Source organism: Rhizobium sp. NPDC090279 (genome assembly GCF_044769665.1).
Taxonomy (GTDB): Bacteria; Pseudomonadota; Alphaproteobacteria; order Rhizobiales; family Rhizobiaceae; genus Rhizobium.
Genome location: NZ_JBIVYI010000002.1, coordinates 87624 through 106983 on the forward strand (window position 1 = coordinate 87624; position 19360 = coordinate 106983).

Annotated in this window: 20 protein-coding genes; 9 read left to right on the forward strand and 11 right to left on the reverse strand. The window is 60.8% G+C overall.

Going from position 1 to position 19360, the window contains the following annotated elements:
* Positions 1-5 precede the first annotated feature (5 nt).
* From ACIQWP_RS04535 to ACIQWP_RS04570, 8 genes are all read left to right on the forward strand, one after another.
* The gene (locus ACIQWP_RS04535; protein WP_402782910.1) at positions 6-1103 is read left to right on the forward strand and encodes an ABC transporter ATP-binding protein; all 1098 of its coding nucleotides are present in this window, start codon (positions 6-8) and stop codon (positions 1101-1103) included.
* 12 nt (positions 1104-1115) lie between these two features.
* Positions 1116-2228: a mandelate racemase/muconate lactonizing enzyme family protein gene (locus tag ACIQWP_RS04540; RefSeq protein ID WP_402782912.1), complete on the forward strand. Its 1113-nt coding sequence runs from the start codon at positions 1116-1118 to the stop codon at positions 2226-2228.
* A 13-nt stretch (positions 2229-2241) separates the two neighbouring features.
* Entirely contained in the window at positions 2242-2571 is a 330-nt protein-coding gene (locus ACIQWP_RS04545) for an L-rhamnose mutarotase (protein ID WP_402782914.1), read from the forward strand.
* A gap of 174 nt (positions 2572-2745) precedes the next feature.
* Positions 2746-3819 (forward strand): Gfo/Idh/MocA family protein, encoded by a 1074-nt coding sequence (locus tag ACIQWP_RS04550; protein WP_402782916.1) that lies wholly within the window; start codon positions 2746-2748, stop codon positions 3817-3819.
* Between the two features lie 3 nt (positions 3820-3822).
* The gene (locus ACIQWP_RS04555; protein ID WP_068399846.1) at positions 3823-4284 is read left to right on the forward strand and encodes a MaoC/PaaZ C-terminal domain-containing protein; all 462 of its coding nucleotides are present in this window, start codon (positions 3823-3825) and stop codon (positions 4282-4284) included.
* Entirely contained in the window at positions 4281-5414 is a 1134-nt protein-coding gene (locus tag ACIQWP_RS04560) for an extracellular solute-binding protein (protein WP_402782920.1), read from the forward strand. The genes ACIQWP_RS04555 and ACIQWP_RS04560 overlap by 4 nt, the downstream gene beginning before the upstream one ends.
* A 107-nt stretch (positions 5415-5521) precedes the next feature.
* Positions 5522-6253, forward strand: a complete 732-nt coding sequence (locus ACIQWP_RS04565; RefSeq protein WP_402782922.1) for an SDR family oxidoreductase — start codon at positions 5522-5524, stop codon at positions 6251-6253.
* 107 nt (positions 6254-6360) lie between these two features.
* Complete coding sequence (locus ACIQWP_RS04570; RefSeq protein WP_402782924.1) at positions 6361-7035, forward strand: DUF1345 domain-containing protein; 675 nt, start codon at positions 6361-6363, stop codon at positions 7033-7035.
* 32 nt (positions 7036-7067) lie between these two features.
* On the opposite strand, the gene ACIQWP_RS04575 is transcribed toward ACIQWP_RS04570, so the two are convergent.
* From ACIQWP_RS04575 to ACIQWP_RS04610, 8 genes are all read right to left on the reverse strand, one after another.
* Positions 7068-7241, reverse strand: coding sequence for a DUF1328 domain-containing protein (locus ACIQWP_RS04575; protein WP_402782926.1), 174 nt, complete (start codon positions 7239-7241; stop codon positions 7068-7070).
* Positions 7242-7587: 346 nt separating this feature from the next.
* A complete protein-coding gene (locus ACIQWP_RS04580) occupies positions 7588-9015 on the reverse strand; it encodes a gamma-aminobutyraldehyde dehydrogenase (RefSeq protein ID WP_402782928.1) in 1428 nt (475 codons plus the stop codon).
* 13 nt (positions 9016-9028) lie between these two features.
* Positions 9029-9844, reverse strand: a complete 816-nt coding sequence (locus ACIQWP_RS04585) for an ABC transporter permease (RefSeq protein WP_402782930.1) — start codon at positions 9842-9844, stop codon at positions 9029-9031.
* Positions 9834-10805 carry an ABC transporter permease gene (locus ACIQWP_RS04590; protein WP_402782932.1) on the reverse strand — a complete coding sequence of 324 codons (972 nt, stop codon included), beginning with the start codon at positions 10803-10805 and terminating at the stop codon, positions 9834-9836. Before ACIQWP_RS04590 ends, ACIQWP_RS04585 begins: the two co-directional genes overlap by 11 nt.
* On the reverse strand, positions 10802-11788 hold the full coding sequence (locus ACIQWP_RS04595) for an ABC transporter ATP-binding protein (RefSeq protein ID WP_402782934.1): 987 nt from the start codon (positions 11786-11788) through the stop codon (positions 10802-10804). The genes ACIQWP_RS04590 and ACIQWP_RS04595 overlap by 4 nt, the downstream gene beginning before the upstream one ends.
* A gap of 206 nt (positions 11789-11994) precedes the next feature.
* Entirely contained in the window at positions 11995-13155 is a 1161-nt protein-coding gene (locus ACIQWP_RS04600; protein ID WP_402782936.1) for an ABC transporter substrate-binding protein, read from the reverse strand.
* Positions 13156-13356: 201 nt separating this feature from the next.
* Positions 13357-13971 carry a 3'-5' exonuclease gene (locus ACIQWP_RS04605; protein WP_402782938.1) on the reverse strand — a complete coding sequence of 205 codons (615 nt, stop codon included), beginning with the start codon at positions 13969-13971 and terminating at the stop codon, positions 13357-13359.
* 44 nt (positions 13972-14015) lie between these two features.
* Positions 14016-14924, reverse strand: a complete 909-nt coding sequence (locus ACIQWP_RS04610) for a LysR family transcriptional regulator (RefSeq protein ID WP_402782940.1) — start codon at positions 14922-14924, stop codon at positions 14016-14018.
* A gap of 195 nt (positions 14925-15119) precedes the next feature.
* Between ACIQWP_RS04610 and ACIQWP_RS04615 the strand changes: the two genes are divergently transcribed.
* The gene (locus ACIQWP_RS04615) at positions 15120-15956 is read left to right on the forward strand and encodes a hypothetical protein (RefSeq protein ID WP_402782942.1); all 837 of its coding nucleotides are present in this window, start codon (positions 15120-15122) and stop codon (positions 15954-15956) included.
* Between the two features lie 40 nt (positions 15957-15996).
* Here the strand turns inward: ACIQWP_RS04615 and ACIQWP_RS04620 are convergent, their stop codons facing one another.
* The 3 genes from ACIQWP_RS04620 to gltX are packed head-to-tail and all read right to left on the reverse strand — an operon-like array spanning position 15997 to position 19289.
* On the reverse strand, positions 15997-16281 hold the full coding sequence (locus ACIQWP_RS04620) for a hypothetical protein (protein ID WP_402782944.1): 285 nt from the start codon (positions 16279-16281) through the stop codon (positions 15997-15999).
* Positions 16282-16318: 37 nt separating this feature from the next.
* Positions 16319-17815 (reverse strand): lysine--tRNA ligase, encoded by a 1497-nt coding sequence (lysS, locus tag ACIQWP_RS04625; RefSeq protein ID WP_402782946.1) that lies wholly within the window; start codon positions 17813-17815, stop codon positions 16319-16321.
* Between the two features lie 16 nt (positions 17816-17831).
* Entirely contained in the window at positions 17832-19289 is a 1458-nt protein-coding gene (gltX, locus tag ACIQWP_RS04630; RefSeq protein ID WP_402782948.1) for a glutamate--tRNA ligase, read from the reverse strand.
* Between the last annotated feature and the right edge of the window lie 71 nt (positions 19290-19360).

The window sequence follows — 19360 nt, forward strand, 5'->3', positions numbered from 1 at the left end:
CCCTCATGGCTCAGGTTTCTCTTAAAAAACTCGTCAAGCGCTACGGCGCGCTGGAAATCGTCCACGGCATCGATCTCGACATCGCCGACAAGGAGTTCATCGCGCTCGTCGGCCCCTCCGGCTGTGGCAAGTCGACGACGCTGCGCATGATTGCCGGCCTCGAGGAAGTCTCCGGCGGCACGATCGAGATCGGCAACACCGTCGTCAACGAGCTGCCGCCGCGCGACCGCAACATCTCCATGGTGTTCCAGTCCTATGCGCTCTATCCGCATATGACGGTGCGCGAGAACATGGGCTTCTCGCTGAAGATCGCCAAGCAGCCGCAGGCGGAAATCGACAAGCGCGTCAATGAAGCCGCCGCCATTCTCAGCCTCGAAGCTCTGATGGATCGCCGACCGGCGCAACTCTCCGGTGGTCAGCGCCAGCGCGTCGCCATGGGCCGCGCCATCGTGCGCCAGCCGGAGGTCTTCCTCTTCGACGAGCCGCTGTCGAACCTCGACGCCAAGCTGCGCACGCAGATGCGCACCGAGATCAAGAAGCTGCATGCCAAGGTGCAGTCGACGGTGGTCTACGTCACGCACGACCAGGTTGAGGCGATGACGCTGGCCGACCGGATCGTCATCATGCGCGACGGACATATCGAGCAGGTCGGCACGCCGGACGAAGTGTTCAAGCGGCCTGCCACACGCTTCGTTGCCGGCTTCATCGGCTCGCCGCCGATGAACATCGAGGAGGCGACGCTGAAGGCGGGTGAACTCGTTTTCAAGAACGGCGATAAGCTGCCATTGCCGAGCCAGTTTGCCGGCAAGGTCAGGGAAGGCGAGAAAGTCGCCTTCGGCCTGCGCCCTGACGATATCTTCCCAACGGGTCACGGCCTGCATTCCGGCACGGAATCTGATGTCTACGAACTGACATTGCCTGTCGCCATCACCGAGCCGCTCGGAAATGAGACGCTCGTCTTCGTCGAATTCGCCGGACGCGAATGGGTGTCGCGGATGCTCAATCCGCGCGGCCTAAAGAGCGGCGAGCCGTTGAAGATGAGCTTCGATCTTAGTCAGGCACACCTCTTCTCCGTCGAAACCGGCAAGAGCCTGGCGATTTAAGGAATAGCTCCCATGGCACGTATCGAGAAAATTGAATTGCGGATGGTCGACCTGCCGCCGAAGGTGAAGCGGACGGATGCGATCCAGAGTTTCGTCAGTCAGGAGACGCCGATCGTCACCATCACCGATAGCGACGGCGCCGTCGGCAGCGGCTACAGCTATACGATCGGCACCGGCGGTTCCTCCGTCATGCGGTTGCTCTCGGACCATCTGGTGCCGTTGCTGATTGGCGAGGATGCCGATCGCATCGAGGCGATCTGGCACAAAATGGAATTTGCTACCCATGCGACGACCATCGGCCCCATCACGGCGCTGGCGCTAGCGGCGGTCGACACCGCACTTTGGGACCTGCGCGCCAAGAAGCAGAACCTGCCGCTCTGGAAGCTTGCCGGCGGCGCCAAGGATCGCTGCCCGCTTTACACGACGGAGGGCGGCTGGCTGCATATCGAGAAGGAAGCCCTGGTCGAGGACGCCCTGCAGGCAAAGGCCAAGGGCTTTTCTGGCTCGAAGGTGAAGATCGGCAAGCCGCACGGTTCGGAAGATTACGATCGATTGGCTGCGATGCGTCTGGCGCTCGGCTCCGGCTTCGAGATCATGACGGATTGCAATCAGGGCTTTACCGTTGACGAGGCGATCCGCCGCGCGGCGCGGTTGACGGAGCTGGATCTTGCCTGGATCGAGGAGCCGCTGCCGGCCGACGATCTTGATGGCCATATCCGGCTGACCCGATCGACGCCAACGCCGATCGCGGTCGGCGAATCCATGTATTCGATCAGGCATTTCCGTGAGTACATGCAGAAGGGTGCCTGCTCGATCGTCCAGGTGGATGTTGCCCGCATCGGCGGCATTACGCCTTGGCTGAAGGTCGCGCATGCCGCCGAGGCCTTCGATATTCCGGTCTGCCCGCACTTCCTGATGGAACTACATGTCAGCCTCACCTGCGCTGTGCCGAACGGCAAATATGTCGAATACATCCCGCAGCTCGACGATCTCACCACGAAGGGGATGGAAATCGTCGACGGCAAGGCGCTGGCGCCTTCGGAACCCGGCATCGGCATCGCCTGGGATTGGGAAGCCGTGAAGGCGCGGTCGATCGGCGAATTCACGCGCGAAATCCACGGCTGAGGAGGAACAGGCCATGCAGCGGATGGGAATGGTAATCGGCCTGGAGCCGGCCAAGGTCTTGGAATACAAGGCGCTTCACGCGGCCGTCTGGCCCGAGATCCTGGCGCTGATCTCAGACTGCAACATCACCAACTATTCGATCTTTCTCAAGGAGCCGGAAAACCTGCTCTTCGGCTATTGGGAATATGTTGGCACGGATTTCGACGCCGATATGCGCAAGATGGCCGCGAGCCCGAAAAACCAGGAATGGTGGTCCGTTTGCATTCCCTGCCAGAAGCCGCTCGAGACCCGCAGGCAAGGCGAATGGTGGGCCATGATGGAGGAGGTGTTTCACCATGATTAGGGCCTGGAATGGAACGAACAGCGAAGCGATCACCTCCCCCTTGAGGGGGGAGGTCGCGCGGAACGCGCGGGTGGGGGTGATGCTCGGGATGGGCCTCTCTGTCTTCCTTGCGGGAGGAGAGATCACCCCACCCCGGACCTTCGGTCCGACCCTCCCCCTCAAGGGGAGGGTGCGATGACCTTCGATCCCCAATCCCTCCGCCAATGGTGGCCGAAGCCAAGCCAGCCGCGTCCGATCGTGATCTTCGGCGCCGGCAGCATCGTCGGAGACGCGCATCTGCCTGCCTACAAGCAAAGCGGCTTCCCGGTCGCGGGTCTCTACGATCCGAACGCCGAAAAGGCAGCGGCGCTCGCAGCGCAATGGGGTATCCGCGCCTTTGCGACCGAGGCCGAGGCGCTTGCCGTCGAGGGCGCGATCTACGACCTTGCAACGCCGCCGGCGGCCCATGCCCCGATCCTCTCGAAATTGCCGCGCGGTTCCCACGCGCTGATCCAGAAACCGATGGGCAGCGATCTCGCGGGCGCTTCCGAAATTCTGAGGGTGTGCCGCGAGCGTGACATCAAGGCGGCGGTCAATTTCCAGCTGCGCTTCGCGCCGATGATGCTCGCGCTCTATGATGCCGTGGAGAAAGGCTATCTCGGCGAGGTCGTCGATTTCGATGCCTGGCTGGCGCTCGCGACACCCTGGGGCCTCTGGCCCTTCCTCAAGGGCCTGCCGCGCATCGAGATCGCCATGCATTCGATCCACTACCTCGATTTCATTCGCGGGCTGCTCGGCAATCCGCAGGGGGTGCATGCCAAGACCATCGGCCATCCCAACCACGATGTCGCCCAGACGCGGACGGCGGCGATCCTCGATTATGGCGACAAGGTGCGCTGCGTGCTTTCGGTCAATCACGACCATGATTTCGGCCGCAAGTTCCAGGCCTGCGAGTTCCGCATCGCCGGCACCAAGGGTGCTGCCTATATCAAGCTCGGCGTCAATCTCGACTATCCGCGCGGCGAGCCGGACGAATTGTGGATACGTCCGGCTGGTGGCAACGATTGGGTCGAGGTGAAGCTCGAAGGCGCCTGGTTCCCGGACGCCTTCGTCAATCGCATGGCCAATCTGCAGCGCTTCGCCTCAGGCGAGGACAAGGTGCTGATCGGTTCTGTCGAGGATGCCTGGCAGACCATGGCGTTGGTCGAGGCCGCCTATCAGTCGAGCGCCGCTCCGGCGACGCCGATTGCCGAACTTCCAAAGGCTTGAGGAATGTCCGAACAAACCATCTATTTTGAAGACTACGAACTCGGCCATGTCCGAGTAACCACCGGACGGACGATCACAGAGACCGATTTCGTCGTTCATGCCGGCCATACCGGCGATTTCTTTCCGCACCACATGGATGCGGAATTTGCCAAGACCTTGCCCGGCGGCCAGCGCATCGCGCATGGCACGATGATCTTTGCGATCGGCGTCGGGCTCACGGCCTCGCTCATCAATCCCGTCGCCTTTTCCTATGGCTACGACCGGCTTCGCTTCGTCCGTCCCGTACATATCGGCGATACGATCCGCACCCGCGTCACCATTTCGGCGAAAGAGGATGATCCCAAGCGGCCGGCGGCCGGCCGTGTCGTTGAGCGCTGTGAGGTGCTGAATCAGCGCGATGAAGTCGTGCTTGCCGCCGATCATATCCTGGTCGTCGAGCGCAAGCCGGCTGCGGGGAAGGCATGATGGTGAAGCTGAAGGGAATGACCTGGTCGCATCCGCGCGGCTACGATCCGATGATTGCCTGCTCTAAGCAATGGCAGGAACAGACCGGCGTCCAAATCAGCTGGGAAAAGCGGTCGCTGCAGGATTTCGAGACCTTTCCTGTGGAGGAGCTTGCCGCGCAATACGATCTCATCGTCATCGATCATCCGCATGTCGGCCAGATCATGCGCGAGAGCTGCCTGCTGCCGCTTGATGACGCCGCCCATGCCGATGAAATTGCAACGATTGCAGCTGGCACCGTCGGCCGCTCCTATCCAAGCTACAATTGGCGGGGCCGGCAGTGGGCCTTTCCGATCGATGCGGCAACGCAGGTGCAGGCATACAGGCCGGATCGCCTGGGTGCGCCGGTCAATGATCTTGCCGAGTTCGTTGCGCTCGCCAAGGAAGGCAAGGCTATCCTGCCGATGCGCCCGCCGCATTCGCTGATGACCTTCATTACGCTTGCAGCTCATCTTGGCACGCCCTGCAGCATCGAGGGACCGGATTTCATCGCGAAGTCCGATGGCGAAGCGGTTCTTGACTGGATGGCGCGGCTCGTCTCGGGGATGGATATCAGCTGCTACGAGATGGACCCGATTGCCGTGTTCGATCTGATGGGGCAGGCTGACAGTCCCTATGTGGCGTCGCCCTTCATCTACGGTTACGTCAATTATTCTTTTGCCGGATTCCGGCCGGCCCGGATCGCTTTCGCGGATATGCCTGTTATCGACGGAAGCGCCCCGAATGGCTCGGCGCTCGGCGGCACGGGCATTGCCGTATCGGCGCGCACGCAAGCTCCGGAAGAGGCAAAAGCCTTTGCGCGCTGGATCGCAGGCGGACCGGTGCAATCAGGTATTTATGCCGAGAGTAACGGCCAGCCGGGCCACGCCGACGCCTGGGTCAGCGATGCGGTCAATACGCCGGCACTCGACTTTTACCGCAACACGCGCGCGACGCTGGAGGGCGCCTATGTGCGGCCGCGGCACGACGGTTACATGGCATTTCAAAGCGACGCTTCCGAGGCGATTAGCGATGGACTGCGAACGGGCGAGCGGCATACAGTCCTCATCGAAAAGCTCAACCGCCGCTTCGCGCAGTCCTTCGAAATTTAGCGAGAGGCTGCGTCAACTATTTGTTATTGCATGATCTTATCTGAGGCGTCGGCAACATGGCCGGCCGGAATGGATGAGATCATAGTCCCGAGGAAAGGATCAGGATTATGGGTCACGGGTTGGAAGGCAAGAAGGTCGTCATCACGGCGGCGGGGCAGGGTATCGGCCGGGCGTCGGCGGAGCGCTTCATCTCGCTCGGCGCGCATGTCTATGCCACCGACATCAACGAGCAGACGCTTTCGACGCTGGATGGCGCCAGCAAGCATGTGCTTAATGTCCTCGATGGTGCAGCGGTCAAGGCCTACGCCGAGGAACTCGGCCCCATCGACGTACTCTTCAATTGCGCGGGTTTCGTGCATTCCGGCACGATCCTCGACTGCGAGGAGAAGGACTGGGATTTCTCCTTCAACCTCAATGCCAAGGCGATGTATACGACCTGCCGGGCCTTCCTGCCCGGCATGCTGGAGAAGGGCAAGGGCTCTATCGTCAACATGTCTTCGGTCGCTTCCAGCGTGAAGGGCGTGCCCAATCGCTTCGCCTATTGCTCTTCCAAGGCAGCCGTCATCGGGCTCACCAAATCGATCGCCGCCGATTTCGTCGCCAAGGGCATCCGTGCCAACGCGATTTGCCCCGGTACAGTCGACAGCCCCTCGCTGCATGAGCGGCTGCGGGCAACCGGCGACTACGACAAGGCAATGAAGGATTTTATCGCCCGTCAGCCGATGGGCCGCATCGCGACCGCTGAAGAGATTGCCGCGCTGGTGACCTATCTCGCCGGCGACGAGGCGGGTTTCACGACCGGCCAGATCCACGTCATCGACGGCGGCTGGACGGCCTGAGTTTACATTTCCAGGATCGGAGGCTTCGTATTGCGAGGTCTCCTTTTATTTGCCACTCTCATTTGCGAATCGGTTTGTAACAAGCGATTTGCGACCGGGAGAGCGGCATGGATGCGCAGGGACATTTGCATCATTCCAGATGGCTCGTGCTGTGGCGCAAGCACCATGTAATTGTGATCTCCGTGCTTGCCGGCGTCGCCGTCTTCCTGCTTCTGACATCGCGTGCTTTCAATGCCGGCAATCTGCTGATTGCCTGGGATACGACCGCAATGGTCTTCATCGTTTACAGCCTTTATCGGATGCTGACGGCCAATGCGCAGCGCATCCGCAAACGCTCCGCCGATCTCGATTTCTCGGATGGATTCCTGCTGTTCCTGTCGATTGCCGCAGCGCTTGCCAGCATCGGCGGCATTGTGCTCGATCTGCTTGGCGTGAAGGATGCTTCGCCCGAAGTGGCCTTCTTCCAGGTCATGATGGCGATCGTGACGATCCTGATTTCGTGGACGTTCCTGCACACGCTCTTTGCCATCCACTATGCGCATAAATTTTACAGCAATCCGGGCAAGGGAGCGGGGCTGAAATTTGCCGAGCCAGTGGAGGAGCCGATCTACTGGGACTTCCTCTACTTCTCCTTCACCATCGGCGTCGCGGCGCAGACCGCCGATATCGGCATTTCCACGGTATCGATGCGTAAGCTGGCGCTGCTACATGCCATCCTGTCGTTCCTGTTCAACACGACGATCCTGGCGCTGGCCATAAACGTCGGGGCGAGCCTGATCTAGGCCCACCCCTTCGATAGTCGCGGCTTATATTGTCAGACGACCGCGTTGCCGGCCATGACCGCCAGCACCAGGAACACCAGAAAGATGATCAGGAAGATGGCGAAGAGAACACGCGCTATGGTTGCGGTCGCCACCGACACGCCGGAAAAGCCGAAAAAGCCGCTTATCAGCGAAATTACAAAGAAAATGAGAGCCCATTTCAGCATTTGGTAGTCTCCTCTGCGTTGTATTTCTTAAAGACGCGGGAGGAGGATGAATTGTTCCGAGGGCGGTTTGGTTTTGGTGAGGGCTCGGAATTGTGGAGAGTGCAGCACCCCCCTCTGTCACTGTCGTGACATCTCCCCCACAAGGGGGGAGATTGGTAACCCGCAGGGATCTCTCATATCCAAGCCAGCATTGCGTCTGCTGAAATCAAGGCTCATTGTTTTTTACAGAGCGGGCGGCATTCTCCCAACGATCTCCCCCCTCGTGGGGGAGATGTCACGAAGTGACAGAGGGGGGGTACATCGGCGCGGCAAACATCGAGGACATTTATTTTACCCCGACCCCATCTCACCCATGATTGATCATCACATGCCGCACCGCAGTATAGTCTTCGATAGCGTAGACTGACATATCCTTGCCGTAGCCGGATTGCTTGAGCCCGCCATGCGGCATTTCGTTGACCAACATGAAATGGGTGTTGATCCAGGTGCAGCCATATTGCAGCCGGGCTGCCGTCTGCATGCCGCGGCTGATGTCTTTCGTCCAGACCGATGAGGCGAGGCCGTAGTCGCTGTCATTGGCCCAGGCGACGGCATCATCGGAGTTGGTAAAGCGTGTGACCGAGACGACGGGGCCGAAGACTTCGCGGCGGACGATTTCGTCATCCTGCGTCGCGCCGGCAACAATGGTCGGGGCGTAGAAGAAGCCGCGCTCGCCTGACGTTTTGCCACCGGTGGTGATTTCCATGTGCTTGTGCTCGGCGGCGCGTGTCACGAAGCTCTCGACGCGGTCGCGCTGGCGCTTGGAGATCAGCGGGCCGATCTCGTTTTCGGTGTCGTCGGCGAGGTTGAATTTGATGCTGGAGACGGCAGATGTCAGGTCGGCAACGAAATTGTCGTAGACCTTGGCGTCGGCATAGATGCGGCAAGCGGCGGTGCAATCCTGGCCGGCATTGTAGTACCCGAATGTCCGGATGCCGGCGACGACGGCGTCGATATCGGCATCGTCGAAGATGATGACGGGCGCCTTGCCGCCGAGTTCGAGATGCGTGCGCTTCACTGTCTTGGCGGCTGCCTGAAGCACCTTCTTGCCGGTGGCGACATCGCCGGTGATGGACACCATGTTGATTTTCGGGTGATTGATCAGCGCGTTGCCGACACTTTCGCCGCGGCCGAGGATGACGTTGACGACGCCTTCCGGCAGGACATCGGCCAAAAGCTTCGCCATCTTCAACGCTGTCAGCGGCGTCTGTTCTGAGGGCTTGAAGACGACGGTGTTGCCGCCTGCAATCGCCGGTGCCAGCTTCCAGGCCATCATCATCAGCGGATAGTTCCAGGGCGCGATCGAGCCGACGATGCCGATCGGGTCGCGGCGGATCATCGAGGTGTGGCCGGGCAGGTATTCGCCGGCGACCGGGCCATGCAGGTTGCGTACCGCGCCGGCAAAGAAGCGGTAGCAGTCGACGATCGCCGGGATCTCGTCATTGAGCACGGCATTGATCGGCTTGCCGCAGTTCAGCGCTTCCAGGACAGCGAAGCCTTCGGCATCCCGCTCGATGGCGTCGGCGATCTTGAGGAGATAGGCCGAGCGCTGGCTTGGCGTCGTCTGCGACCAGCTCGTGAAAGCCTTTTCGGCGGCATCGACGGCGGCGTCGATCTGGCCGAGCGACGCCTCAGGCAGGCCGAGCACCTTCTCGCCGGTCTTCGGGTTCAGCACATGCTCTTCCGTTTCGGTGCCGGCTTCGAAGCGGGAGCCGATCAGCATCTGGGTATCCATATTTATCTCCCTTTCATTTGCCGCCGCCGGCGATCTGGTCGCCGTCGCGGGTAAGATAGTAGGCTGCCAGGATCGGCAGGAAAGTGACGAGCACGACGACCATGGCGACGACGTTGGTGACCGGTCGCTGGCGCGGGCGGATGAGTTCCTCCAGCATCCAGATTGGCAACGTCATCTGCTGGCCGCCGGTAAACGTGGTGACGATGACTTCATCGAAGGACAGCGCGAAGGCAAGCATGCCGCCGGCAAGTAGCGCGGTGCCGATATTCGGCAGGATAATGTGCCGGAAAGTTTGGAAGCCGTCAGCGCCGAGATCCATCGACGCCTCGATCAGCGAGCCGGAGGTGCGACGGAAGCGGGCGACGGCATTGTTATAGACAACGACGACGCAGAAGGTCGCATGGCCGAGAACGATGGTCCAGACCGAGAAAGGGATATCGAACAGACTGAAGGCGGAGCGCAGCGCAATGCCGGTGATGATGCCGGGCAGCGCGATCGGCAAGATCACAAGTAGTGAGATCGCCTCGCGACCGAAGAATTTGGTCTGACTGACGGCCGCGGCGCAGAGCGTGCCGAGCACCAGGGCAATGGCGGTCGCGATGGTCGCGACCTGGACGGAGAGTGCAAGTGACGACCAGATATCCGGCCGGTTCCAGGCGATGCCGAACCATTGCAGCGTGAAGCCCGGTGGTGGCCACTGGTAGCTCTTCTCCTCCGTGGTGAAGGCATAGACGAAGATCAGCAGGATCGGCAGGTGCAGGAAGAGCAGACCGCTGGCGGCGGCGGCTTTCAGGGGGAGAGAGGCGCGTTGGCCGCGATCAGAGCGCATCGAAAGCTCCTTGTTTCCTAGCGATCCAGAGATAGATAGCCATGATGACGATCGGCACGACCGAGAAGGCGGCAGCCAGCGGCACGTTGCCGGCGGTGCCCTGCTGCGCATAGACCGCCTGGCCGATGAAGAGGCGCGAGGAGCCGACGATCTGCGGGATGATGTAATCGCCCAATGTCAGCGAGAAGGTGAAGATCGAGCCGGCAACGACACCCGGTAGGGCGAGCGGCAGCAGCACGGTGCGGAAGGTCTGGTTCGGCGTCGCGCCAAGATCGGAGGAAGCTTCGAGCAGATTGGCCGGCACGCGCTCGAGAGCGGCCTGCGTTGGCAGGATCATATAGGGCAGCCAGACATAGACGAAGACCAGGAAGGTGCCGATATAGCTGACCGAAAGCGAATTGCCGCCGATAATGGGCAGGGCAAGCACGCCGTCGAGCAGCCAGCCGAGATGCAGCTTGTCGAAGATCCAGGTGAGGATGCCTTCCTTGGCGAGGATCAGCTTCCAGGCGTAGACCTTCACCAGATAGCTCGACCAGAGCGGCAGCATGATGCCGAGATAGAACAGCGCCTTCCATTTTCCCTGCGCGTAACGTGCTGCATAATAGGCGATGGGGAAGGCGACGAAGGCGGAGGCCAAGGTGACGAGTGCGGCCATGACCACCGTGCGCACGATGATATCGAAATTGGCTGAATTCAGCAGCTGCGCATAGGTCGCGAGCGTGAACTGGTAGTTCACCATTCCCGAGAAATCGTCGATCGAGAAGAAGCTCTGCAGCAACAGCGCGATCAGCGAGCCGATATAGATGATGCCGAGCCAGAGCAGCGGCGGCGTCAGCATGAGGAACAGCAGCAGTTTCGGACGGCGCCAGAAGAGATCCGAGAGGCGACCGAAGAAGCCGCCGCGGCTCGGCAGGATCGAGGCCGGCGGCTGCGCGGCAGCGGGTAAGACGGCGGCGGTCATGCGGCGTCATCCATGTAGTGCACATCCGCCGGCAGCCATGCGAGGCGGACGGCAGCGCCTGAAGTCGGTGCCGACTGGCCGGCCGGCACGGTCACATGCAGGCGTGCGCCGTTTGCCTCAACAGAGAGGCGGGTAGCAGCACCGAGAAAGCTCGTCGCCGTCACGGTGGCTGCCACGCCGCTCTCCTCAGTCAACCGTATGGCTTCGGGGCGCAAGCTCGCCCAGCGCCGTTCGCCGCCGAGCGACGACATGGTTTCCGGGGCGATGACATTAGAGGAGCCGACGAAATCAGCGACGAAGCGGGTCTTCGGCCGCTGATAGATCTCATGCGGCGTACCCTGCTGCACGATGCGGCCATCGTTGAAGACGGCGACGCGATCGGCCATCGAGAGTGCTTCGCCCTGATCGTGGGTCACGAAGACGAAGGTGATGCCGAGCGCGCGCTGCAGGCTCTTCAATTCCTCCTGCATCTGCTCGCGCAGTTTCAGGTCGAGCGCCCCGAGCGGTTCGTCAAGCAGCAGCACCTTCGGCTTGTTGACCAGCGCTCGGGCCAACGCCACACGCTGGCGCTGGCCGCCGGAGAGTTGGCCGGGGCGGCGGGCGCCATAGCCCGGCAGCTTCACCAGCTCCAGCGCCTGTTCGGCGGCGCGCAGCCGCTCAGCCTTGCCAACGCCCTTGACCATCAGGCCATAGGCGACATTGTCGAGAATATTCAGATGCGGGAAGAGCGCATAATCCTGAAAGACGGTGTTGACGTTGCGCCGGTAGGGCGGGACGCCCTCGGCGGTTTCGCCGAAGATTTCGATATGGCCGCCGGTCGGCTGTTCGAAGCCGGCAATCAGCCTCAGGCAGGTGGTCTTGCCGGAACCGGAAGGGCCGAGCATGGCGAAGAATTCGCCGGGCGCGATTTCCAGATCGACGCGGTCCACAGCGCGGACCTGGCCGAAATGGCGCGATACCTGCTGAAAACGAACGGCGGACATGGCTTTCTCCGAGGAAGAGGTTTTCTTTCCTTCTCCCCAGCGGGGAGAAGGTGGCCCGAAGGGTCGGATGAGGGGGCGTGCAGCATGGATTGTCCTTCGCTTATTGCTCAGGACGTTCGTCGCTTCGCTCCTCATCCCCCTCATCTGCCCTCCTGAGCTTGTCGAAGGGCGGACATCTTCTCCCGGCTGGGGAGAAGAGGAAAGATTTATCTACCGCCGATCACGCCGATATAGTCGGAGACCCAGCGGTGATAGGGCACGCATTCGCTCTGGCTCGTGCACTTGGCGACGGGGGTCTTCCAGAACTTGATCTTGTCGAAGTGGTCGTAACCGTTGGTGGAGCAACCGCTGTCGGTGAGCAGCTCATCGCCTTTGCAGGCGGCTGGAACGGAGGGCACGGCGCCGAACCAGGCGGCGGCATCGCCCTGCACTTTGGCCTGCAGCGAATGTTCCATCCACATATAGGCGCAGTTCGGGTGCTCGCTATCGGCATGCAGCATGGTCGTGTCGGCCCAGCCTGTGGTGCCTTCGTCGGGGAAGGTCGAAGCAATCTTTTGCTTGTCCGACTGCAGCAGGTTCACCTGGAACGGCCAGGAGCCGGAGGCGACAACGCCTTCGTTCTTGAAGTCGTCGGTCTGGATCATCGCATCATGCCAATAACGGCTGACGATCCTGCGCTGGCCGCGCAAGAGGTCGAGCGCAGCCTTGTATTGGTCTTCGTTCAGTTCGTAAGGGTCCTTGATGCCGAGTTCGGGTTTGTGCGCCATGAGGTAGAGGGCAGCATCGGCAATATAGATCGGGCCATCATAGGCCTGGACGCGACCTTTGTTGGACTTGCCGTCGGGCAGGGTCATCTCCTCGAAGACGACGTTCCAGCTCTTCGGCGCCTCGCCCTTGAAGGCGTCGGTATTGTACATCAGCACATTCGGTCCCCAGAGATAGGGAACGCCGTAATGGACACCGTTGACCGTGTGCCAAGGCGCGTTTTTCAACCGGTCGTCGAGATTTTTCCAGCTCGGGATCAGATCGGTGTTGATCGGCTGGACGCGCTTGCCGGCAACGAGCCGCAACGATGCGTCGCCGGACGCCGTGACGAGGTCGAAGCCGCCTTCGTTCATCAGCGCGACCATTTCGTCCGAAGTGGCCGCGGTCTTGACGCTGACCTTGCAGCCCGTCTCCTTTTCGAAGCCGGTGACCCAATCGTAGTTCTTGTCGCTTTCGCCGCGCTCGATATAGCCGGCCCAGGCAACGATGCTGACAGCGCCTTCGCCCTTGCCGAGCGTCTTCAGCGGCTCCGCGGCGATGACCTGCGTTGCGAAACTTAGGCATGCGAGTGCGGCCGTGCATGATTTCAGCAAATGCTTCATCGGACTCTCCCGGTTTTTGAGCCTTGATCGTGTGGAGCCAGTGGCTGGCTTCCTGTTCCCGGAAGAAAAGGTGACGCGATTTCGCCGCATTCGCAAATTCATTTATCAGAAAGGCGATATCGGAAATTCCGATTCCTCGAGGCTCGGTCACGCGGCGGGTGCCGCAACGCGTCGAAGGCGCTGATCTGGAGGCAGGCAGAGCTAGGAGTTGCCGAAGACTTCTGGCTGCAATTTTCCAGCCTTCATAAGATGTTGCAGTGTGTAGGAGACAGAAAGAGCATCATCGAGCGCGTCGTGCTCCTGCAGAGGAGGATGGTCCACACTGTAGTAGTCGGCGAGCTTGTTGCTCGGTGTCTTCGCCAGATCCTCGATCGGCATTCCCGCTGCCAATAGCAATTTGACGGCATTGTCGAAGCGATGAGCGGGAATTGGCGGCCGAATGCCGGCGATGTAGCAGCTGATCGCCATCATGTTCAGCTCGTCCTTGCCCCAGGACCAGAAGCCGGCGCCACCTGAGAAACCGTCGAGGCCGGCAAGCCCATCCTGCAGGGACACCCCTTCAGCGCTGATAATCTCTTCGGTAATACCGGTCAGCGTAGTGAAGAATGGATCGAGCGAATATTGATTGCCAAATCTGTCGATGGGTCGGACATAGGCTTTGTAGGTGCCCAGAATGGGGAAGTCTGCTTCCAATCCCAGCTTGACTGCTCCGATCTCAGCGATCACCGGATCGGGATCATGGGCCGCGCACCAGAATCGGCGTTGCGAGCCTTCGAGGCAAAGAAATTCGCAGTCGAATATGATTGCGGTCTTCATGATTGATCCTCTAACCCTCTCGATGCTTGTGAAACAGCTCGTTGCTATCGCTGACGGCCCGAGCGCATGCTTTCGGCGACGCCGACGAAGTCGCGGGCGGCCTGCGGCAGGCTCGATCCCTTGCGCCAGACCATGCCGACCTGCACGACCGGCAGCGAGCCGGAGACGTCGCGGCTTTCGATCCGATCACCTTCCAAGGACCAGGGGCGATAGACGAGATCAGGCAGCAGCGCCACGCCGGCACCGGTTGCGACCAGGCTGCGCACCGCCTCGACCGAGCGCGTGCGGAAGGCGACGTGGGGGCGGGCGCCGAGTGCGGTCAAGAGCTTGCCAGTATTTTCCTCGATCTCGTCGATGGTCAGCATGATCAGCGGTTCGCGACTGATGTCGGCGACGCTGATGATGTCGGCCGAGACGAGGGGGTGGCCCATCGGCAGCCAGAGGCGATAGGGCGAGGTCTCGAGGATTTCGGCCTGCAGGGCCATGCGGTCGCGCAGATTGGAAATGACCATGACGGCGACGTCGAGTTCTCCGCCAACCAGAAGATGTTCCAGATAGCCGCCATTGTCCTCGATGGCGCTGACCTCGACACCGGGGCAGGCGCGGCGATAGCGCGCCAGAAGATCCGACAGGACATAGCCGGCGACAAGCGATGTCACCCCGATATTCAGCGTGCCGCCGGCCTCGTTCGGCTGGCCGGAAAAGCTGGTGCGCGCGTCTGAAACGGTCGCCAGAATCTTCGTAGCGTGGCGGAGGAACTGATGGCCGTTATGGGTGATCGACAGTCCGCGCGGATGACGCTCGAACAGTTCGACGCCGAGATCGCTCTCGAGCTCCTTGAGCGCTTCGGTAACGGAAGATTGCGAGATGGACAGGTTCTGCGCGGCGCGCGTCACGGAACCCTGTTCCGCCACGGCGACGAAGTATTGCAGCTGTCTCAAGGTGAAGGCCATGCTCTTGTTAGAGCATGGCCGCGGCACGGAAGGCAAGCGCTCGCCATAGCTGTGAAAGTTCGGACCTTTTTTGGTAACGATGTTGCGGACGACACAAGTTTCACCTCTGTTTTAAGTATTCCGAAACGCCAATTCCCTAACGTGAGGGTTGATCATTTTTGTCGGCTTGGAGTGGTCTATGCTGGAGCAGTTGGCGTGAGCGCCTTACTGCACATTTTCCGGTTACCCCGGAAGCTTGTCGTCATAATCGGCGGAGTGGCCCTTCTCGTGGGCTGCTCCGGCGTTTTTGCGCTTTATATCGGCAAGGACAAGCTGCTTGGGCTCGCATCCGCGTCACCCAACGGGCTCCAGTGCAAGGACGTCAATCTCGTCACCATTCGCAAGGATAACCGCTTCTGGGTCCGTAAATATATCAGCACTGAACCCACCGATGGCCTGACACGTGTGAAGACCGCGCTCAGGGTCGCCAAGGCTGTGTATCAGGAACAGAAGCCGGATCTCGTTCAGGTTGTGGTTCTCGACAAGAACGGACCGATACTGCGCTCCGACATACGCGGTCGGGCGCTAGGCGCCGATGTCGTCTATGTGCCGCATCCCGACAGGCTTGTCGACGGTAGTTCCGAGGCGCCGGTAACGGCGCGCTATTATGATGGCGGCGCGAGCAATGCCGGCCTGTTTTATGGCGAGCAGATCACCATGCTGCCGCAGGATATCGATGCGGCGATTGCAGGGTTGAAGGACCTGGACGACTGTGACAATGCGCTGGCGGCGGATAATGGTGGGGACGCCAAGAAGGACAAGATGAAAGCCGCGATCGCTGCGGAAGAGAAGGCCGCGGCCAATCAGGCGAAAGGGCACGACAGCAAGCCGTCGCTGCCGGAACCGAAATCGACCGGCAACGTGCAGCCCGGCTATGATGAGAATGGCGAATTTATCGGTGCAGACGCCAAGGATAAGGGAAAGAGCCCGTCATCGGGATTGGACCCGACCATGACGGGCGCGTCCGACCGTCGCTCGCCCGTCACGAACTGACCAGGTCAGTTCCGCATTGCCAGACGGCAATGCAATAATATCAATCCACCAGATGTTTCTCGCCGATCGCCTGGTAAAGCGCGAAGAGCGCCTCGTGAACTTCGCCGGCAAGGCGGTAGAAGTCCGGATTCGCCAGGATGGCGGGGTGCTGCAGCAACTGATCGTCGGTCATGTCGAGCATGATCGACGTCGTGTGCATCGCCTCATGGCAGCCGAACGTCCCCGGCGCGTATTGCGAGAGATCGATATCGCCGATCTCTGAAAGATCGGCGAGACGCTGACGCTCGTTGTCGGCATCTACGGCCGATAGGTCTTTATCCGTCATGATACGCCCCTTTGATGTTCGAAGAACCGAACCGGTCTCAGTCGGCCTTGTTGCGACGTGCCGGGAAGAGGATGATGTCGCGGATCGACGGCGAGTTGGTCAAAAGCATGATGAGGCGGTCTACACCGATGCCGAGACCGCCCGCCGGCGGCATGCCCTGGTCGATCGCGTCAAGGAATTCCTCGTCCAGTTCCTTCTGCTTTTCGCCGCGCGCATGCGCCTGTTCGAGCTGCTCGACCATGCGGGCGCGCTGCTCCTCGGGATCGTTGAGCTCCGAGAAGGCGTTGCCGAGTTCCCAGGCGTTGCAATAGGTCTCGAAGCGCTCGACGAGGCGCGGCTCGCCCGGCACTTCCTTGGCGAAGGGCGAGATGTCCTTCGGGAAATGCGTGACGTGGGCCGGCTGGATCAGTGTGCCCTCGACCTTCTCTTCGAAGATGAAGGCGAGGCATTCGCCCCAGGTGGCGTCCTTCTCGACGGCGAAACCGGCGGCCTTGGAGGCAGCGCGTGCTTCTTCGTCGGTCTTGATCGCCAGGAAGTCGATACCGGTCGCTTCCTTGACGGCGTCAGGCATGGGCACGCGGCGGAACGGACCCTTGAAGGAGATCTGCTTGTCGCCGAAGGCAAATTCGGTGCTGCCGTGGATCGACATGGCCAGCGTCGAGAACAGGCGCTCGACGAGGTCCATGATGTCCTCGTAGTCGGCATAGGCCCAATAACATTCCATCATGGTGAATTCTGGATTGTGCCGGGTGGAGACGCCTTCGTTGCGGAAGTTGCGGTTGATCTCGAACACCTTGTCGGTGAGGCCAGAAACCAGCGTGCGCTTCAGGAACAGTTCCGGCGCGATGCGCAGGTACATGTCGAGCTTCAGCGTGTTGTGATGCGTCTTGAACGGCTCGGCAGTGGCGCCGCCATAGACCGAATGCAGCATCGGCGTTTCGACTTCCATGAAGCCGTCATTTTCCATGAAGCGGCGGATGCCGGAGACGATGCGGCTGCGCTGCTGGAAGCGCAGCTTCGATTCCTCGTTGGTCATGATGTCGAGATGGCGCTTGCGGTAACGCAGCTCGATATCGGACAGGCCGTGCCACTTTTCCGGCATCGGCAGCAGCGACTTGGTCAGCATGGTGATCTGCTGCGCATTGATGGTCAGCTCGCCGCGCTTGGTGCGGCGCACGACGCCGGTGACGCCGATGATGTCGCCGATGTCGATCATCGGCAGCAGGGCGCGGGCCTCTTCACCGGTCACATCCTTGTGGCTGAAGATCTGGATCTTGGCCGCGGCGTCATGGATGTCCATGAACATGCCGGAATTGCGCGAGGAGTAGACGCGGCCGGCGACGGTGACGACGTCGGTCGTTTCCGTATCCGGCTCCAGGCCTTCGTATTTCGCAGCCAGTTCGGCATTGGTCATGGTCCGGTGGAAATGCGCCGGATAGACGTCGCCGATCTGCTCGCGCAGCAGCTTCAGCTTCTGCGCGCGAACTTCCGTTGCGTCGGAGGAGAGGGCGGATGCTTCGGTCTTGTCGTTCATGGTTTTAAAGTCCGGTTCAGTTCTTCGGGCCGACGAGGGTCGCAACGGTCTGCGCGGCCAGTTTCAGCCGCTGGCGCACGACGGAGCGGCCGAGGATGGCCATACTATCGAAAAGCGGCAGGGAGCGCGAGGAGCCCGAGACGGCAACGAAGAGCGGCGCGACGATGACCTTGAGCTTCTTGCCCATGCGGTCGGCGATGGCGCGCAGTTCGGCTTCGATCGTCTCGACATTCCATTCGAGGATCTTTTCGAGATCCGGCTGCACCGTGTTGAGGATCTCCAGCAGCTCTTCCGGGGTCGATTTGATCCTGGCGAAAGCCGAGGGGTCGAGGTTGAGGTCGGACTTGAACAGGAAGCCGGCGAGGTCGGGCAGCTCACCCAGCTTGGTGATGCGCGACTGCGACAGCTTCAGGCCTTCCTGCAGGCGACTGTTTTCCATCGCCCAGGTCAGAACCCGGTGCTGGAATTCCTCTTCCGACAGTTTCTCGCGTATCCAGCGGCCGTTCAGCCAGTCGAGCTTCTGGATGTCGAAGATGGCGCCGGCCTTCGAGAGATTTTCCGGATCGAATTTTTCGGCAAGCTCGTCCATGGTCAGGAGCTCTTCGCCTTCGGCGATCTGGATGAAGAACAGGCCAAGGAAGTTCATCAGCGCCTCGGGGATGTAGCCGAGGGCGGTGTAATAGGAGATCGAGGTCGGGTTCTTGCGCTTCGACAGTTTCGACTTGTCGGCATTGCGCATGAGCGACAGGTGCATGAACACAGGCGCTTCCCAGCCGAGATACTGATAGATCAGGATGTGCTTCGGCACGGAAGCGAGCCATTCCTCGCCGCGCGCGACGTGGGTGATCTTCATCAGATGGTCGTCGACGACGTTGGCCATGTGATAGGTCGGCATGCCGTCAGCCTTCAAGAGAACCTGCATGTCGACAGCGTCCCACGGGATTTCGACATCGCCATAGACGCCGTCGTGGAACTTGCAGCTGCCCTCCGTCGGGATCTTCATGCGCACGACATGCGGCTCGCCGGCGGCGACGCGCGTGGTGACTTCCTCGGCCGAAAGGTTCAGACAGTGGCCGTCATACTTCGGCGGCAGGCCTGCGGCGCGCTGCGCTTCGCGCATCTTTTCCAGGCGCTCCGGCGTGCAGAAGCAGCGGAAGCCATGTCCGTTCGTGACGATCTGTTCGACGTAGGGCTTATAGAGCTCCTTGCGGTCGCTCTGACGATAGGGGCCATAGGGGCCGCCGACGTCAGGACCTTCGGACCATTTCAGGCCGCACCATTTCAACGCATCGAGTACCTTGGTCTCGAATTCCGGAGTGGAGCGGGTCGCGTCGGTGTCCTCGATGCGCAGGATGAACTCGCCGCCATGCTTCTTGGCGAAGAGATAATTGAACAGCGCGATGTAAGCGGTGCCGACATGCGGCTCGCCGGTGGGAGAGGGTGCGATGCGGACGCGAACGCCTGAAGTGGTCATTTTGTTTGCCCGTCATAAAAGGCCGGGCTGCGCTCGGGACAAGCGCCGTCCAGCCGAAAATGTCTATCTGG

What these genes read in the sequence shown, in the direction of transcription:
- ACIQWP_RS04535 (WP_402782910.1), top strand. Translation starts at nt 6, where the DNA reads ATGGCTCAGGTTTCTCTTAAAAAACTCGTCAAGCGCTACGGCGCGCTG.
- ACIQWP_RS04540 (WP_402782912.1), top strand. Translation starts at nt 1,116, where the DNA reads ATGGCACGTATCGAGAAAATTGAATTGCGGATGGTCGACCTGCCGCCG.
- ACIQWP_RS04545 (WP_402782914.1), top strand. Translation starts at nt 2,242, where the DNA reads ATGCAGCGGATGGGAATGGTAATCGGCCTGGAGCCGGCCAAGGTCTTG.
- ACIQWP_RS04550 (WP_402782916.1), top strand. Translation starts at nt 2,746, where the DNA reads ATGACCTTCGATCCCCAATCCCTCCGCCAATGGTGGCCGAAGCCAAGC.
- ACIQWP_RS04555 (WP_068399846.1), top strand. Translation starts at nt 3,823, where the DNA reads ATGTCCGAACAAACCATCTATTTTGAAGACTACGAACTCGGCCATGTC.
- ACIQWP_RS04560 (WP_402782920.1), top strand. Translation starts at nt 4,281, where the DNA reads ATGATGGTGAAGCTGAAGGGAATGACCTGGTCGCATCCGCGCGGCTAC.
- ACIQWP_RS04565 (WP_402782922.1), top strand. Translation starts at nt 5,522, where the DNA reads ATGGGTCACGGGTTGGAAGGCAAGAAGGTCGTCATCACGGCGGCGGGG.
- ACIQWP_RS04570 (WP_402782924.1), top strand. Translation starts at nt 6,361, where the DNA reads ATGGATGCGCAGGGACATTTGCATCATTCCAGATGGCTCGTGCTGTGG.
- ACIQWP_RS04575 (WP_402782926.1), bottom strand. Translation starts at nt 7,241, where the DNA reads ATGCTGAAATGGGCTCTCATTTTCTTTGTAATTTCGCTGATAAGCGGC.
- ACIQWP_RS04580 (WP_402782928.1), bottom strand. Translation starts at nt 9,015, where the DNA reads ATGGATACCCAGATGCTGATCGGCTCCCGCTTCGAAGCCGGCACCGAA.
- ACIQWP_RS04585 (WP_402782930.1), bottom strand. Translation starts at nt 9,844, where the DNA reads ATGCGCTCTGATCGCGGCCAACGCGCCTCTCTCCCCCTGAAAGCCGCC.
- ACIQWP_RS04590 (WP_402782932.1), bottom strand. Translation starts at nt 10,805, where the DNA reads ATGACCGCCGCCGTCTTACCCGCTGCCGCGCAGCCGCCGGCCTCGATC.
- ACIQWP_RS04595 (WP_402782934.1), bottom strand. Translation starts at nt 11,788, where the DNA reads ATGTCCGCCGTTCGTTTTCAGCAGGTATCGCGCCATTTCGGCCAGGTC.
- ACIQWP_RS04600 (WP_402782936.1), bottom strand. Translation starts at nt 13,155, where the DNA reads ATGAAGCATTTGCTGAAATCATGCACGGCCGCACTCGCATGCCTAAGT.
- ACIQWP_RS04605 (WP_402782938.1), bottom strand. Translation starts at nt 13,971, where the DNA reads ATGAAGACCGCAATCATATTCGACTGCGAATTTCTTTGCCTCGAAGGC.
- ACIQWP_RS04610 (WP_402782940.1), bottom strand. Translation starts at nt 14,924, where the DNA reads ATGGCCTTCACCTTGAGACAGCTGCAATACTTCGTCGCCGTGGCGGAA.
- ACIQWP_RS04620 (WP_402782944.1), bottom strand. Translation starts at nt 16,281, where the DNA reads ATGACGGATAAAGACCTATCGGCCGTAGATGCCGACAACGAGCGTCAG.
- lysS (WP_402782946.1), bottom strand. Translation starts at nt 17,815, where the DNA reads ATGAACGACAAGACCGAAGCATCCGCCCTCTCCTCCGACGCAACGGAA.
- gltX (WP_402782948.1), bottom strand. Translation starts at nt 19,289, where the DNA reads ATGACCACTTCAGGCGTTCGCGTCCGCATCGCACCCTCTCCCACCGGC.